Source organism: Actinomadura parmotrematis, assembly GCF_019458805.1.
Taxonomy (GTDB): Bacteria; Actinomycetota; Actinomycetes; order Streptosporangiales; family Streptosporangiaceae; genus Spirillospora; species Spirillospora parmotrematis.
Genome location: NZ_JAIBOA010000008.1, coordinates 267,579 through 282,816, shown reverse-complemented (window position 1 = coordinate 282,816; position 15,238 = coordinate 267,579). Strand labels below are relative to the sequence as shown.

Here is a 15,238-nt window from a genome sequence, read left to right as displayed (position 1 = left end):
GTCAGTACTCGTACACCTGCACGTCGGGGGCGTGGTCGTGGAAGGTGGCGATCACCGAGGAGGTGCGCTCGCCGCCGGTGAAGTCCACCCGCAGCCACCCGGTGGCCTGGCTGACGCGCACCTCGTAGCCGGGCGACGGCATCGCCGACACCAGCCAGACCCGGTCCGGCGCGACCGACAGCGCCGTCCGGCCGCCGCGCACGGCGTAGCTGTGCACGTTGACGGGCTCGCGCGGCGCCGCCTCGGCGGGGCCGCCCCGCCCCGGCGGGCGGGGGGACGGGCGCGGCGCCGGCGCGATGGTCGCGCCGCCGGGCGCGGCCGGCGACCGCGGCGGGACGGTCGCGGCGCCCGCCGGCGGGCTCGCCGGCGGGCTGGAGTGGATGGCGGGGGCGGTCACCGGCGCGGGCGCCTGGTCCGACACCGCGCCGCGCACGACGTCGCGGACGCCGAGCCAGGAGAGGGCCACGGCGAGCAGCGTCGCACCGGCCCACGGAGCAACATATGACATCGCGCGACGCATTAGCACATGGTGGCATACGGTTCGGTCATGGCAAGCGTTCTGGTGGTCGAGGACGACACCGTCATCCGCACCGGCCTCATCCGCGGCCTCACCGCCCGCGCGCACGTGGTGCGGAGCGCCGGCACCGCGATGGACGCCCTCCGCGAGGTCACCCGCGACACCCCCGACGTCGTCGTCCTCGACCTCGGGCTGCCCGACCTCGACGGCGGCGAGGTGCTGAAGATGCTGCGCGGGGTGTCGGACGTGCCCGTCATCATCGCCACCGCCCGCGACGACGAGCCCGGCATCGTCCGGCTGCTGAACGCCGGCGCCGACGACTACCTCGTCAAGCCGTTCTCCGCCGAGCTGCTGAGCGCCCGCGTCGCCGCGGTGCTCCGCCGGTCGGCGCGCTCGGGCCCGGCCAACGAGCTGCGCGTCGGCGGTCTGCACATCGACCTGGACCGCCGCGAGGCCGCCCTCGACGGCGCCGCCCTGGAGCTCACCCGCCGCGAGTTCGACCTGCTCGCCTACCTCGCCGCCCGGCCCGGCCGCGTCGTCGCGCGCCGCGAGCTGCTCGCCGAGGTGTGGCGGCAGGCCTACGGCGACGACCAGACCATCGACGTGCACCTGTCCTGGCTGCGCCGCAAGCTCGGCGAGACCGCCGCCCGGCCCCGCTACCTGCACACCGTGCGGGGCGTCGGGGTCCGGCTCGCCGCGCCCGCCGGGTGAGCGCGGGGCCATGAGACGCACCCTGGTCCTGGTGTCGCTCGCGGTCACCTCGATGGTCGCGCTCGCCTTCCTCATCCCGCTCGGCCTCACCGTCCGCGAGATCGCCCGCGACCGGGCGCTCACCGCCGCCGAGCGGCAGGCGAGCGCGCTCGGCCCGGTGCTCGTCGTCACCGAGGACCCCGCCTCGCTGGAGCGCGCCGTCGCCAGCACCCAGGCGGGCGCCGCGCACCGCATGGCCGTGCACCTGCCCGACGGGTCGCTCATCCCGCGCGACGCCGCGCGCGCCCGCGGCGACCAGCTCGCCGAGGCGACCCGCCGCGGCCGCTCCTACACCGCCCGCGTCCCCGGCGGGTACGCGCTGCTGCAGCCGGTGTCGCTGGACGAGGGCCGCATCGCCGTCGTCGAGGTCAACCTGCCGAGCGGCGAGCTGTCGCGCGGGGTGTGGAAGGCGTGGATCGTCATGACGGCGGTCGCCGCCGCGCTCGTCGCGGGCTCGGTCGCGGTCGCCGACCGGCTCGGCGCCCGCATGATCCGCTCCACCGCGCGGCTCGCCGAGGCCGCCGCCGCGTTCGGCGACGGCGACCTGTCGGTCCGGCTGGAGCCCGACGGGCCGCCCGAGCTCATCGAGGCGGGCCTGGCGTTCAACGCGATGGCCGACCACGTCGTGCAGCTCCTCGCCGCCGAGCGCGAGATGGCCGCCGACCTGTCGCACCGGCTGCGCACCCCGCTCGCCGCGCTGCGCCTCAGCACCGAGGCGCTCGGCGCCGGCCCGGTGCCCGACCAGGCCCGCGAGGCGGTGGACCGGCTGGAGCGCGAGGTCGACCTGATCATCCGCACCGCGCGGCGGCCCGCCGGGCGCGGCAGCTGCGACGCGGTCAAGGTGCTGCGCGACCGGGTGGGCTTCTGGTCGGTGCTCGCCGAGGACGAGGGCCGCGGCTGCGAGCTGATCGGCGCCGACGGGCCGCCCGAGCCGCTGCCGCTGCCCGCCGGGGAGCTCGCCGCCGCCGTGGACGCGCTGCTCGGCAACGTGTTCCGGCACACCGCCGAGGGCACCGACTTCGCCGTCACCCTGCACCGCGGCCAGGGCGTCACCGGCATCCTGGTCGCCGACGCCGGCCCCGGCATCGACGACCCGGCCGCCGCGCTGGAGCGGGGCCGCAGCGGCGGCGGCTCGACCGGCCTCGGCCTGGACATCGCCCGCCGCGCCGCCGAGGGCACCGGCGGCTACCTGCGCATCCACCGGTCGGTCCTCGGCGGCGCGCAGATCCAGATGTGGTTCCGCACCCGCTACCTGCCGCCGAACCGGCGCCGGCCGCGCCGCCTCGTCCGCCGGCGCCACTCGCGCGTGTGACGGCGCCGCGGGGGAAAACCGCGGTACCGGTTGCGATCGGGCGGTCACCCGGGGTCGAATGCCGGACGTGGACGTCCCCGGCAACCTTCCCCCCGCGACCGGCCGGTTCGTCGGCCGGCAGGCCGAGCTCGCCGCCGCCGGCCGCCTGCCCGCGCGGGCGCGGCTGCTCACGCTGACCGGCCCCGGCGGCGTCGGCAAGACGCGCCTCGCGCTGCGCCTCGCCGCCCGCGCCGCCGCGCCGGACGGCGCGTGGCTCGTCGAGCTGGCCGGCCTGCACGACCCCGAGCTGCTCGCCCCGCACGTCGCCGCCGCGCTCGGCGTCGCGAGCCGCGCCGGCGCCGACGTGCCCGCCGCGCTCGTCGCCCACCTGGCGGAGCGCGAGCCGCTGCTCGTCCTGGACGGCGCCGAGCACCTGCTGGACGCCTGCGCCGCGCTGCTGGCCCGGCTGCTGCCCGGCGCGCCGGAGCTCCGCGTCCTCGTGACGAGCCGCGAGCCGCTGCGCGCCAACGGCGAGCACGTGCTGCCGGTGCCGCCGCTGCCCGGCCCCGACGCCCTCGACCTGTTCGTCGAGCGGGCCACGGCGGCGCGGCCGGACCTGGTCATCGACGGTCCCGGGCGGCGCCGCGCCGCCGAGGTGGTCGCCCGCCTGGACGGCATCCCGCTGGCGATCGAGCTGGCCGCCGTCCGGCTCCGCACGATGCCGCTGGACGCCCTCGCCGACGGCCTCGCCGACCGGTTCGCGCTGCTCGGCGCCGCCGGCGCGCGCCCCGGCCGCCACCGCACGCTCCGCGACACCGTCGCGTGGAGCCACCGGCTCTGCGCGCCCGCCGAGCGCGAGCTGTGGGCGCGGCTGTCGGTGTTCGCCGGGACGTTCGACCTCACCGCCGCCGAGCAGGTGTGCGGCGACGGCCTGGAGGTCCTCGACGCGCTCGCCGGGCTCGTCGACAAGTCGGTGGTGCAGGCCGAGCCGGGCCCCGGGGGCGTCCGCTACCGGATGCTCGACACGCTGCGCGACTTCGGCGCCGAGCACCTCGCGGGCGACCTGCGGCCGCGCCACCTCGCCTGGTTCCGCGACCTGGCCGCCCGCGCGGGCGGGGCCGGCATGAGCACCGGCCGCGACGGCTGGCCGGCGCCGCTCGCCGAGGCGCACGGCGACCTGCGGGCCGCGCTGGAGCACGCCCTCGCCGCCGACCCCGGGGCCGCCATGGACCTGGCCGGCTCGCTGTGGGCGTACTGGACGGCGCAGGGCCTGCTCCGCGAGGGGCTGCACTGGACGGGCCGCGTCCTCGCGCTGCCCTGCCCGCCGTCGGCGGCCCGCGCCCGCGTGCTCGGCGTCCATTGCCTGCTCGCGCTGCTCCAGCAGGACGAGGGGACGGCGCGGGCCGCCGAGCGGGAGCTGTGGGCGGCGGCGGCCGCGCTGCCGGGCGACGGCGGCGTCCGCGCGCACGCCCACCAGGCCGCCGCGCACGTCCGCTTCTACGCCGACGACCTGGACACCGTTCCCGGGCACCTGGAGGCGGCGATCGCGCTGCACCGGGCGGCCGGGCACGACGAGGCGCTGCCGCTGCTCTGCCTCGTGCAGCTGTCGGCGGTCCGCACCCTCACCGGCGACCCGGACGCCGGCCGCGAGCTGGCCGAGGAGTGCCGGCGCCGCTGCGCCGAGCACGGCGACCGGTGGCTGCTGTCGTACGCGCTGTGGACGCGGGGGCTCGCCTGCTGGATCCGCGAGGACGTCGAGGGCGTCGTCGCCGACGTCCGCGCGTGCCTGCGCGTCAAGCGCGACCTGCGCGACCTGCTCGGCATCGCGATGAGCGTGGACGTCCTCGGCGGCTGCGCGCTCGTCCTCGGCGACGCCGCGCGCGCCGCGGTGCTGATGGGCGCGACCGAGCCGCTCTGGCGCTACCTCGGCGCCCCCATCATCGGCCCCCGCTACCTGGCGCTGCGCGGCGGCGCGCTCACCGGCGCCCGCGAGGCGCTCGGCGCCGCCGCGTTCGGCGCGGCGCTCGCCGAGGGCGCCGCGCTCGGCCTGGAGGAGGCGTGCCGGGTCGCGCTCGGCGAGCCCGCCGGGACCCCGCCGCCGCTCACCCGCCGGGAGCGGGAGGTCGCGCTGCTCGTCGCCGGGGGCCTGACCAACCGGGACGTCGCCGAGCGGCTGTCGATCGCGCGCCGGACGGTGGACGCCCACCTCGCGCGGATCTTCGCCAAGCTCGGCGTCCACGACCGCGCGCAGGTGGCCGCCCGCCTCGCCGGTGCGGCGGGCGGGGAGGTCGGGGAGGTCGGGGGCTGAGCGCGGTCAGGCGGGGCGGCGGGCGAGGAGCTGCCCCGGCCAGCCGTCGACGGTGAACGGCGCGACGGGCGCGAAGCCGTTGCGGCGGTAGTAGTCGACGAGGCGGCCGCCGTTGCCCGCGTAGCAGTCGACGCGGACGAGGCCGAGGCCCCGCCGGCGGGCGAGGTCGACCGACAGCTCCAGCAGGGCGGACCCGACGCCGCGCCCGGCGGCGGCGCGGTCGGTGACGAGCAGCGTCACGTACACCTCGGGCTCGCCGGCGGCGGGGATCTCGGCGTGCGCGGGGCCCGTGCCGGTCGTCATGGCGCCGGCCGTCCGGCCGTCCAGCTCGGCGATCCACACCTCGTCGCGGCGCGTCTGGTCGACGATCCGCCGGACGCGCGCCGGGTCGGCGGTCCAGGGGCTCGCGCCCCACTGGCCGGTGTTGCCGCGCGCCGCCATCCAGGCGACGGCGCCGTCCAGCATCGCCAGGATCGCGGGCGCGTCGGCCGCGCCGCCGCGCCGGACGCGCACGCCGCCGTGCTCGGTTCGGTCCACCCCTCCACCCTACGGGCGGGCCAGGGGTGCGGGTCCGTTTCCGGGGCGTCGGTGAATAACCTACCTAAAAGGGAAGAGGGAGATGATGGCCGGTATCGGTCCGACGTCCTTTACTCTCTCTTTGCTTGAAGAGTTGCGGTCAAGGCCGTCGATTCGGAGGATCGGCACCCCGGTGCGGACAGGGTCGGGCGTTTCTCGGAGAGGTTGCCGGGGCTACCAAACGGTATGCGCCTATTGTCTTATTTGACGCGCCGGTGAAAGTCGTTCACCCTGTGTCATGGCCCCTCGACTCAGCCCGGTTAAGGCGGCGATATGCCCTGCTCAGGAACATCCCTCCCACCCCCGTGATCACAGTCTCCCCCGTCCCGGTAAGACGTCCCCCGACGGTCGCGGACCCCGGTCGGCCCGCGTTCAGGAGAAGGTGAACGTGATCAGTATCGTGATTGCCGAGAATCTTCAGCTTTTCCGCAGCGGACTGGTGGCGCTGCTCGCGAACGAGCCCGATATATCCGTGGTCGAAACGGTGGAGTCCCGCAGTAAACTCGCCGCGGCCGTGCGGCATTCGCAGCCCCGGGTCGCGCTGATCGACATCGACCTGGCGGGCGAGGAGTCCGCCGGCGACCCGTCCGCCCGCGACGGCATCGCCGCCGCCGGCGCCGTCCTCGCGCAGGCGCCGGCCTGCCGGGTCGTCATCATGGCCGAGCGGCGCCGCCCCGGCGACCTCCGCCGCGCCGTCGCGGCGGGCGCCGCCGGGTTCGTCATGAAGGACATCTCGCCGGCCGAGCTCGCCGACGCGGTGCGCCGCGTCGCGCGCGACGAGCAGGTCATCGACGCCGCGCTCGCGTTCGCCGAGATCGGCGCGGCCCGCAGCCCGCTCACCCCGCGCGAGCTGGAGGTGCTGCGGGCCGCCGCGCAGGGCGGCACCGTCACCGAGATCGCCGGCGAGCTGTACCTGTCGAGCGGGACGGTCCGCAACTACCTGGCCCGCGCGCTCACCAAGATGGGCGCCCGCACCCGGGTCGAGGCGGTGAGCAAGGCGCGCGAGCACGGCTGGCTGTGACCCCCGCGGACGGCCCGCCGGGCGGGCCGCGCCGCATCAGGCATCAGGCATCAGGCCAGGCCGGTGCGGGCGGCGGCGAAGGCCAGCAGGTCGGCGGCGAGGTCCAGGGCGCGGTCGGCGGCGCGGGCGCCGTGCCCGACGCCCTCCTCGTGGCGCAGCAGCACGGGCCGGTCGCCGGCCGTCGCCCCCTGCAGCGCCGCGCACATCTTGCGGGCGTGCAGCGGGTCGACGCGCCCGTCGCCGCCGCCCGCCGCCAGCAGCACCGCCGGGTAGTCCACCCCGGCCCGCACCCGGTGGTAGGGGGAGTAGGCGAGCAGCGCCGCGAAGTCGCCGGCGTCCTCGACGGTGCCGAACTCCTCGCGCCAGGCCGGGCCGAGCCCCGACCGCTCGTAGCGGACCATGTCCGCCAGCGGCGACAGGCACACCGCGGCGGCGAACAGCTCGGGCCGCCGCGTCACGGCCGCGCAGGCGAGCAGCCCGCCGTTGGACTCGCCCCACACCGCGAGCCGGTCCGCGGTCGTCCAGCCCTCGGCGACGAGGTGCTCGGCGGCGGCCGCCAGGTCCTCCACGACGCGCTCGCGGCCGCCGCGCGTCCCCGCCCGGTGCGCGCCCGCGCCGCGCTCGCCGTCGCCGCGCAGCCGGGCGACGGCGACGACGCCGCCCGCCTCGACCCAGGCGAGCGCGTCGGCGGCGTAGCGGGGGCCGAGCGCCGCGCCGAACCCGCCGTAGCCGTACAGCAGGGTCGGACGCGGCCCGCCGTCGGACGGGCGGCCGATCAGCGTCATCGGCACCGGCGTCCCGTCGGCGGACGTCCCCACCAGCCGGTGGGTGCGCACGTCCGGGACGGTGCCCGGCGCGGCGCGCCACGGGACGGTGGCGCCGGTGGCGAGGTCGTGGCGCCACACCGACTCGGGCGTCACCGTGTCGGTGTAGGAGAACCAGACCTCGGTGCCGCCCTCGGGACGCCCCGACAGCGCGCCGACGGTGCCCGCACCCGGTAGCGGCACCTCGCCGGCGCGTTCACCGGTCTCCGGGTCGTGCAGGGCGAGCTCGCCGGCCGCGTCGCGCAGCCGCGCGACGAGCAGGACGTGGCCGCCGCCGGGCCGGTCCAGCAGCGCGAAGTTGGCGAGGACCGCGCCCGGGTCCTCGGGCACCAGCTCGCGCCACGCGCCGGGCTCGGCGGGGTCGGCGACGCAGATCCGGCCGTGCGGCGCGCCGTCGTCGGTGACCAGGTAGAGGCGGCCGTCCCGCGCGACCGCCCCGACGCTCCGGGCGGCCCGCCCCTCCTGGACCGCCCGGAACGCGGGCGCGCCCGGGTCGCCGCCCGCCAGGTCGGCGATCCACAGGTCGTTGCGCGGGGCGAGGCCGTCGGCGGCGGCGACCAGCAGCCACCGCCCGTCCGTGTCGAGGCCGAGCCCGTAGGCGGCGGTGCCGCCGTCGAACACCATGGCGTCGTCCGCCGGATCGTCGCCGACGCGGTGCAGCAGCACCCGCCGCCCCGGGTCGCCGGGGCCGTTGCCGCGCACGTAGTAGAAGGCGCCGCCGCCGGGCAGCCAGGCGACGGGGGAGTAGCGGCAGCGGTCGATCGGGCCGTCCACGACCCGCCCCGTCGCGACCTCCAGGACGTACAGGTCGGCGAGCTCGGTGCCGCCGCTCGACAGCTGGTAGGCGAGGAGCCGCCCGTCCGGGCAGGGCTGCCAGGCGTCCAGGGTGACGGCGCCCTCGGCGTCCAGCCAGGACGGGTCGAGGACGGCGCGCTCGGTGCCGTCCTCGCGCACGACCCGCAGCTCGGGGTGGCGGCGGCCGGCCTCGCGGTGCAGGAAGAAGCAGCGGCCGCCGCGCCAGACGGGCGTGCCGACGGTGCCGGTGACCGCCAGCTCCGCGCACCGCTCGCGGAACCGCTCGCGCGCGGGGAGCCGCTGCGCCCGCCACAGCGCGTCCTGCGCCGCGAGCCACGCGCCGGTGGCGGGCGACGCCGGGTCCTCCAGCCACCGGTAGGGGTCGGGGACGCGGCGGCCGTGCAGGACGTCGGCGTCGTCGCCGCGCGGGGCGGGCGGGTATCTCATCGGGCGTGCTCCCGTTCGGGGTCGCGGCCGGGCGGGGGCCGGTGCCCCGCGAGGTCGGCGTACAGCGGGGCGGTGGCGACGAGCGCGTCGTGCGTGCCGGACCGCACGTCGGTGCCGTCCATCAGCAGGACGGCGCGGGCGCGGCGGGCCGAGCTGATGCGGTGCGCGATGACGATGAGGGTGCCGGGGCGGCGCGCGAACGCCTCCTCGGCGCGGGCCTCGGCGGCCGGGTCCAGGTGGCAGGTCGCCTCGTCCAGCACCACCAGCCGGGCGGGCGACAGGTAGGCGCGGGCGAGCGCGACGAGCTGCCGCTCGCCGGCCGACAGGGCGCGCGGGTCGATCTCGGCGTCGGGGCCGCCGAGGCGGTCGGCGAGGGCGTCCGCGCCGACCGCCGCGAGCGCCTCCTCCACCGGCACCGACGGGGGGCCGTGGTAGCAGAGGTTGGCGCGGAGCGTCCCGGCGAACACGTACGCCTCCTGCGGGATCAGCACCCGCTCGGCCGGGTCGAGCCGGTCGGCGGGCACCCCGCCGACCAGCACCAGGCCCGCGCCGGGCCGCCGCGTCCCGGTGATGAGCGCGGCGAGCGTCGACTTGCCGATGCCGCTCGGCCCGACGACGGCGAGGTGCCCGCCCGCCGGGACGGTGAGGTCGAGGCCGTCGACGACGGGCGCGGCGTGCGGGCCGTAGGCGTAGGTGACGCCGTGCAGCAGGACGTGCGGGACGTCCCCGCCCGCCGAGATCGGCGGCAGCGCGTGCCGCTGGACGGGGCCGGCGGTCTCGGCGATGCGGCCGAGCGCCACGCCGAGCCGGACGGCGCTGACTCCCAGCCCCTCGACGAGACCGGTGAACGCCGGGATCAGCGACTGGGTCAGGTAGGCGAGCGCGCCGACGACGACGGCGGGCCCGACGCCGTGGTCGCGCAGCCAGGGGACGGCGGCGAGCAGCGCGAGCACCGGCGCCCAGGCACCGACGGCGAGGACGGCGGTGCGGAGCGCGGTGACGCGGGCGAGGCGCCGCCCCGCCGCGGCCTGCGCGGCGACGGCCCGCCCGGCGGCGGCCTCCGCACGGTCCTCGGCGCCGCAGGCGGTGATGTCGCGGAGCCCGGCGGCGACGTCGCCGGTCGCGGCGGCGGTGCGCTCGTCGGCGAGCAGGTAGGCGCGCTGGCGGCGGGCGAGGGCGGGCAGCGACAGCGCGAACAGCGCGAGCCCGGCGGCGAACGGCGGCAGCACCACCGGCAGCAGCCGGGGCTCCAGCGCCAGCAGCCCCGCCACCACGCTGACCGCGGTGAACAGGAACCCGCGCACCACCATGACGACGGCGGCGAGCGCGTCGCGGGCCAGTTCCACCTGGAGGGTCGAGCGCGCCACGGCGGCGCTGCCCGGCGGGCGCCCGGCCGCGGCCGCGCTCCGTATCGTCCCGGCGACGACGCGGGCCGTCAGCCGCTCGCGGAACGGCTCGACCATCGCGGCGACGGCGAGCACGACCTGCCGGGCGCCGTAGGCGGCCGCCACCCACACCGCGCCGAGGACGGCGAGCCACGCCGCGCCCGTCCACGGCCGCCCGGCGGCGAACCCGTCGCCGATGGCGCGCGCGACGGCCTGCCCGAGGAGCAGCGCGGGCGCCGCCTCCAGCACCGACCATCCGGCGAGACGCGCCAGCAGCCGCGGGTCGGCGGTGAGGGCCCGCACGACCTCGCGACGGGCGCCGCGCCGCCGCGCCACTACGCGCCCTCCTGGAAGACCGCCCGGTACCCCGGATCGCGCCAGAGCTCCTCGTGGGTGCCGGCGGCGCGGACGCGGCCCGCGTCGATCCAGACGACCTGGTCGGCGGCGCGGGCGGTGGCGGGGCGGTGCGCGACGATGAGGCGGGTGCGGCGCTCGCCGCCGCCGGTGAGCGCGGCGCTCACCTGCCGCTCGGTGACGGTGTCCAGGCTGGACGTCGCGTCGTCGAGGACGAGCAGCCGCCCGCCCTGCGCGATCGCCCGCGCCAGGCCGACGCGCTGGCGCTCGCCGCCCGACATCGGCGCCTCGGCGACGGGCGTGGCGTAGCCGCGCGGCAGCCGCCGCACGAACCCGTCCGCGCACGCGGCGCGGGCGGCGTCCGGCACGCGCCCCGGGTCGCCGGTGCCGAGGCCGATCGCGTCGGCGAGGGTCGCGCCGACCAGCACGGGCCGCTCGAAGGCGTAGCCGACGGCGCGGCGCAGCTCGGCGCGGGCCAGCTCGGGCAGCGGGACGCCGTCCAGCAGGACGGCGCCGGCCGCCGGGTCGGCGAGCCGCCCGGCGAGCTCGGCGAGCAGCGACTTGCCCGAGCCCGACCGGCCGACGACGGCGGTCGCGGTGCCGCCCGCGACGGTGAACGCGACGCCGGTCAGGCCGGGCGCGGACACGTCGCGGAACTCCAGCGTCCCCGGCCCGGCGGGCAGCGTCCGGTCGCCGTGCGCGACGGGGGGCTGGTCGAGCAGCTCGGCGAGGCGCCCGGCGGCCGCGCGCGCCCGCGCGAGCCGGCCGAGCCCGCCGAGCGCGCCCGACAGGCCCGCGCCGAGGACGGCGTACCGGGCGGCCGCGTAGAGGCCGCCGACGGTGAGCGCGCCGGCGGACAGCCGCCAGCCGCCGACGGCCAGCACCGCGATCTCCAGGAGCGGGACGGTGACGCCGGTCCGCACGCCCGCGCGGGCGTTGGCCCGCCAGAGCCGCAGCGCGTGCTCGCGGAGCGCGGGCAGCGGGGCGAGGACGCGGGCCGTCTCGCGGCCCGCGGTGCCGGCCGCGGCGATGGTGGCGGCGCCGCCGAGCGCGCCGGTGAACCGGGCCGCGATCTCGCCCTGGAGGCGCTGGTAGCCGCCCGCGACGGCGGTGCTGTCGCGCAGGAAGCCGCGGAGGACGAGGGTGATGAGGACCAGGCCGGCGAGCAGCACGGCCGGGAGCCAGGGGTCGAGGAGGGCGAGCGCGGCGAGGGCGCCGAGGGTCGGGACGGCGAGGGCCGCCGCCGACACGAGCGCGTCGGGGGCGCGGCCGACCTCCTCGGCGTTCACGCCGGCCCGGGTCACCAGGTCGCCCTCGGTGAAGCGGCGCGTCGTCGCGGGACCGCCCCACAGGACGGCGCGCAGCGCGCGTCCCCGCAGCCGGGACGAGGCGCGGGCGCCGGACGCGCCGGCCGCCCAGACCTCGGCGGTCTCGCAGAGGACGAGGCCGCCGACGACGGCGGCGCAGAGCGGGAGGCGGGCGTCGCCGCGCCCGCCGGTGAGGGCGTCGAGGGCGTGCCCGAGCACGGCCGGCAGGGCGAGCTGGAGCGCGGCGCCGCCGAGCACGGCCACCGCCAGCACGGCCTGCCAGGGGCCCGCGCCGCGCACGGTGCGCGCGACGAGCCGGTCGCCCGGCCGCATCCTGCCTCCCCGGGTCGCTGGAAAGGGGACCTGGGCGGCCGTCCGGAGACGGCCGCCCAGAGACCTACTTCAGAAGAGCACCCGAACCGCTTCCGCTCAGTGGCAGAGCGCCACGCTCAGGTTGCTCGGCGTCTGCGACGCGCAGGACAGGACGGTCAGGCTGGAGCCGCCGCCACCGCCCCCGTGACCGCCGCCCCCACCGGGGGCCTGCATACCCTGAAGGTCGAGAAGAACCATGTGGTTGTTACACCTCCTTCCCCTCTAGAGGGTTAGTGTGGGCAAACCGTTCGCGGTCGTGTCCCGCTGGGGGAGTCGCCTTGGCCAGGGCTCCCTCAGCACCGACGAACGGTCCGACAAAGGGGAGGAACGGGCGCCGCGCGGCCAGCGCGGCACCGAGGGCGAACAGCACGCCTGCGGTGCCGGTCGCGAGGTCCATGGACATCCGCAGGAGCTGGTCGCCGGTGAAGGCGAGCCCGCCCGTGTAGGGCAGGGCGTGCCAGCGCAGCCCGCGGACGTGGTGGTCGAGGAGCGGGTCGGGGCCGTCGTCCTGCCCGTCCCGCAGCCCCATCGCCAGCGCGGCGATGATGCCGGCGCGGCCGGTGAACAGCCCCGGCTGCACGAAGAACCGCGACCGGGCGACGGCGGCGAGATCGCGCCGCGCCCGCTCGAACTCCTCGTCCCGGCGGTGCGCCAGGTAGCGGGCGACGACCAGGCCGATGCCGACCGACCCCTCGTCGAGGTAGGGCAGCAGCCGCCAGTCCTGGTTCACCTGCAGCGACCCGTCGCTCGCGCGCTTGCAGCGGCGCAGGTCCTGCCGGAGGGCGTCGGCCGCGCGGTCCAGCAGCGCGGTGTCGCCGGTCCGCTCGTAGGCGTGCAGGAACAGCAGCGCCGGTCCGGACGATCCGTGCATCAGCCCGGCCCGCGGATGCCGGCCGCCGCTGATCTCGGGCACGTCCCCGGGTCCGCCGAGCCGGTCGCCCAGCATCTGCACGATCCGCGACGCGGTGTCGCCGAACGCGGCCTCGCCGGTGGTGTCGCCGAGGTGCAGCAGGTTCAGGCCGATGCCGGCGATCCCGGAGTACAGGTTGTCGCCGAGCAGCTCCCAGTTCTCGCGGAGGCAGATGTCGACGACGTCGAGGGCCTCCTGGCGGCGGCCGAGCCGCTCCAGGACGTAGGCGGTGCCGTGCAGCCCGTCGTAGAAGCCGAGGGGGACGCCCTGCTCGGGGTGCAGCACCCGCTTGCAGAGCCAGTCCTCGTAGTCGGGCACCGTGCCCGATCCGGTCTCGGCGAGCGCGTACAGGACGCCGGCCGCGCCGTGCGCGATGTTGACGCCGCCGCCGGCGGAGAACTGGGCGACGTCGCCGGGGAACAGCCGGTCGTCGCGTTCGGGCGTGGCGCTCGCCAGGATCGCGCGGTGCAGGGCGTCGCGGACGACGCACCAGGGCGCGGCCCCGGGCGGCGGCGGGTCTTCGGCGAGGGCGGGCGGCGGTGGTTCGGCCGGGCCGTCGCCGAGGATCGCCGCGCAAGCCTCGTCCAGGTAGGCGCGCGGGACCGGGAAGGTCTCGGCGACGAGATCGGCGAGCCCCTTCACCTTCGGCCGGTGCATGAGCAGCGCGACCGTCGTCATCGGCGCGAACATCCCGAGCCGCAGGCAGGCGAGCGCGTACTCGTCCACCGCCGTGCCGCTCCGGTCGCGCGGTGCCGCGAAGGCGGGGTTGGCGAGCATGGCGCGGGCGTCGTCGTCCGCGAGCGTCGCCACCTCGAAGTCGATGAGGACGAACCGCCCCTCGCCGGTGACGAGGACGTTGTTGGGGTGCAGGTCGCCGAAGACGACGCCGCGCTCGTGCAGGCGGCGGACCGCGTCCTCGGTCCTGGCGACCGCGTCCAGCGCCCAGGCGGTGTAGTCCTCGACGTCCTGCTCGGTACAGGTGGCCCGGGTCAGCGGGTAGCGCTCCACGAGGAGCCGCTGGAGCGGGTTGCCGTCGATGAACTCCTCGACCAGGAAGTGGTGCTCGCCGAGCACGAAGTAGTCCAGCACGGCCGGGACCACGTCCAGGCCCGCCAGCCGCTCCAGGATGTCGCGCTCGTGCTCCAGCCGCGTGACGGCGTGCCGGCCGGCGGCGTCGAGGCCCGCGTAGGGGCGGCCCTCCTTCAGCACGACCCGGTCGCCGGTGCGCCGGTCGCGGCCCAGGTACACGCCGCCGCCGTTGGAGAAGTGCAGGACGTTCTCGACGTCGTAGGGCAGCCCGTTGGTGGTGACGGCGTTGCGGGCGGCCAGGTGCGGTTCGAGCACGGCCGGCAGCGTCGTCCACTCGGGGACGCCGAACGTCGTCGTCCTGATGTCGGGGACCAGCTCGCCGTCGCCGTTCTCGATGGCCGGCACCAGCTCGCCGTCCTTGCCGATGCACTTGCGGTCGGTGAAACCGCCGTAGCGCACGAACAGCGGACCCTCGCCGTACCGCAGGTCGCTCAGGATGTAGGGGCCCTGGACGCCCGCCAGGCGCTCGTCCAGGTCCCGCAGGACCGTCTCCAGCTCGGCCTCGTCCCGCGGGTAGACCGTGACGAGCTTCCCGCTGCCGCCCCGGGAGGCGGACTTGGAGTTGGTGAGCATGAGCACCGACCGGCCGCGCAGGTACTTGAAGGCGACCCCGCGCTCCAGGCAGTAGTCCCAGCAGGCCTCCAGGGCGCGCTCGGCGTCGTCGAGACAGGCCGAGACGTGCACCTTCCAGCCCTGGTCGGGCAGGCGCGGCCCGTCGGCGGGACCGTAGTACATCCACACGTCCGACTCGTGCCGCGCCCAGCCGGCGGGCACCGGGCGGTCCACCATCGGGAAGTCGGAGAGATCGGTCTGCTGCCGGGTGGGCTTGTCGTAGAAGAGCGAGTCCGCGAGGCAGTAGGGCTCGTAGGCGTCCATCCGTTCCCCCTTTCGGCGTTTCCTCGGTGCCGTTGAGAAAAGAATCGCCGACAGAGAGGCCCGCACCTAGTCGGAACCGCAGCAACCCCCTGTGCACAATCCACTCATGCCGCCATGTGTCCAACACGCACCCGCGATGCCACAGGCCATCCCACACCGTCCCGATACTGTCGGTGATGATCTGATTGCACATGGTGTGCACGCCGTTGCCGCCGGCCCGCAGGGCGCATTTGAGCTGACGGGCGCCGCTGATCGCCGGCGGCCGGCGGGCTGGAAACCCGCGTCCGTGCAGGTGAAGTACCCGTAGGCCGATCGGACCGGGCGGTGCCGGACGGGGCGGCGGGGGCGCCGGGTGAAGGCATCCCTAAGGGAGGCTTAAAGGGGTTCCCGGGGTGTGGGCGGCGGCCTAGCGTCGG

General features: G+C 77.4%; 11 protein-coding genes. 4 read left to right on the top strand and 7 right to left on the bottom strand.

The window, feature by feature from the left end; genetic code table 11:
- Position 1 precedes the first annotated feature (1 nt).
- A complete protein-coding gene (locus K1Y72_RS15125; RefSeq protein ID WP_220166931.1) occupies positions 2-508 on the bottom strand; it encodes a hypothetical protein in 507 nt (168 codons plus the stop codon).
- Positions 509-547: 39 nt separating this feature from the next.
- Between K1Y72_RS15125 and K1Y72_RS15120 the strand changes: the two genes are divergently transcribed.
- From K1Y72_RS15120 to K1Y72_RS15110, 3 genes are all read left to right on the top strand, one after another.
- Positions 548-1,228, top strand: coding sequence for a response regulator transcription factor (locus tag K1Y72_RS15120; RefSeq protein ID WP_220166930.1), 681 nt, complete (start codon positions 548-550; stop codon positions 1,226-1,228).
- A 10-nt stretch (positions 1,229-1,238) separates the two neighbouring features.
- Positions 1,239-2,579: an ATP-binding protein gene (locus K1Y72_RS15115; protein WP_220166929.1), complete on the top strand. Its 1,341-nt coding sequence runs from the start codon at positions 1,239-1,241 to the stop codon at positions 2,577-2,579.
- A 67-nt stretch (positions 2,580-2,646) separates the two neighbouring features.
- On the top strand, positions 2,647-4,866 hold the full coding sequence (locus K1Y72_RS15110; protein WP_220166928.1) for an ATP-binding protein: 2,220 nt from the start codon (positions 2,647-2,649) through the stop codon (positions 4,864-4,866).
- A 6-nt stretch (positions 4,867-4,872) separates the two neighbouring features.
- On the opposite strand, the gene K1Y72_RS15105 is transcribed toward K1Y72_RS15110, so the two are convergent.
- Complete coding sequence (locus tag K1Y72_RS15105; protein ID WP_308287089.1) at positions 4,873-5,403, bottom strand: GNAT family N-acetyltransferase; 531 nt, start codon at positions 5,401-5,403, stop codon at positions 4,873-4,875.
- Positions 5,404-5,824: 421 nt separating this feature from the next.
- Here K1Y72_RS15105 and K1Y72_RS15100 point away from each other — a divergent pair, with 421 nt between their 5' ends.
- On the top strand, positions 5,825-6,463 hold the full coding sequence (locus tag K1Y72_RS15100) for a LuxR C-terminal-related transcriptional regulator (protein WP_308287087.1): 639 nt from the start codon (positions 5,825-5,827) through the stop codon (positions 6,461-6,463).
- Positions 6,464-6,513: 50 nt separating this feature from the next.
- On the opposite strand, the gene K1Y72_RS15095 is transcribed toward K1Y72_RS15100, so the two are convergent.
- The 5 genes from K1Y72_RS15095 to lanKC form a co-directional block, all read right to left on the bottom strand.
- A complete protein-coding gene (locus tag K1Y72_RS15095; protein ID WP_220166926.1) occupies positions 6,514-8,529 on the bottom strand; it encodes a prolyl oligopeptidase family serine peptidase in 2,016 nt (671 codons plus the stop codon).
- Positions 8,526-10,250: an ATP-binding cassette domain-containing protein gene (locus K1Y72_RS15090; protein WP_220166925.1), complete on the bottom strand. Its 1,725-nt coding sequence runs from the start codon at positions 10,248-10,250 to the stop codon at positions 8,526-8,528. Before K1Y72_RS15090 ends, K1Y72_RS15095 begins: the two co-directional genes overlap by 4 nt.
- Positions 10,250-11,908 carry an ABC transporter ATP-binding protein gene (locus K1Y72_RS15085; protein ID WP_220166924.1) on the bottom strand — a complete coding sequence of 553 codons (1,659 nt, stop codon included), beginning with the start codon at positions 11,906-11,908 and terminating at the stop codon, positions 10,250-10,252. Before K1Y72_RS15085 ends, K1Y72_RS15090 begins: the two co-directional genes overlap by 1 nt.
- A gap of 96 nt (positions 11,909-12,004) precedes the next feature.
- Entirely contained in the window at positions 12,005-12,145 is a 141-nt protein-coding gene (locus K1Y72_RS15080) for a SapB/AmfS family lanthipeptide (protein WP_220166923.1), read from the bottom strand.
- 7 nt (positions 12,146-12,152) lie between these two features.
- Complete coding sequence (lanKC, locus tag K1Y72_RS15075; protein WP_220166922.1) at positions 12,153-14,822, bottom strand: class III lanthionine synthetase LanKC; 2,670 nt, start codon at positions 14,820-14,822, stop codon at positions 12,153-12,155.
- Positions 14,823-15,238: the final 416 nt, after the last annotated feature.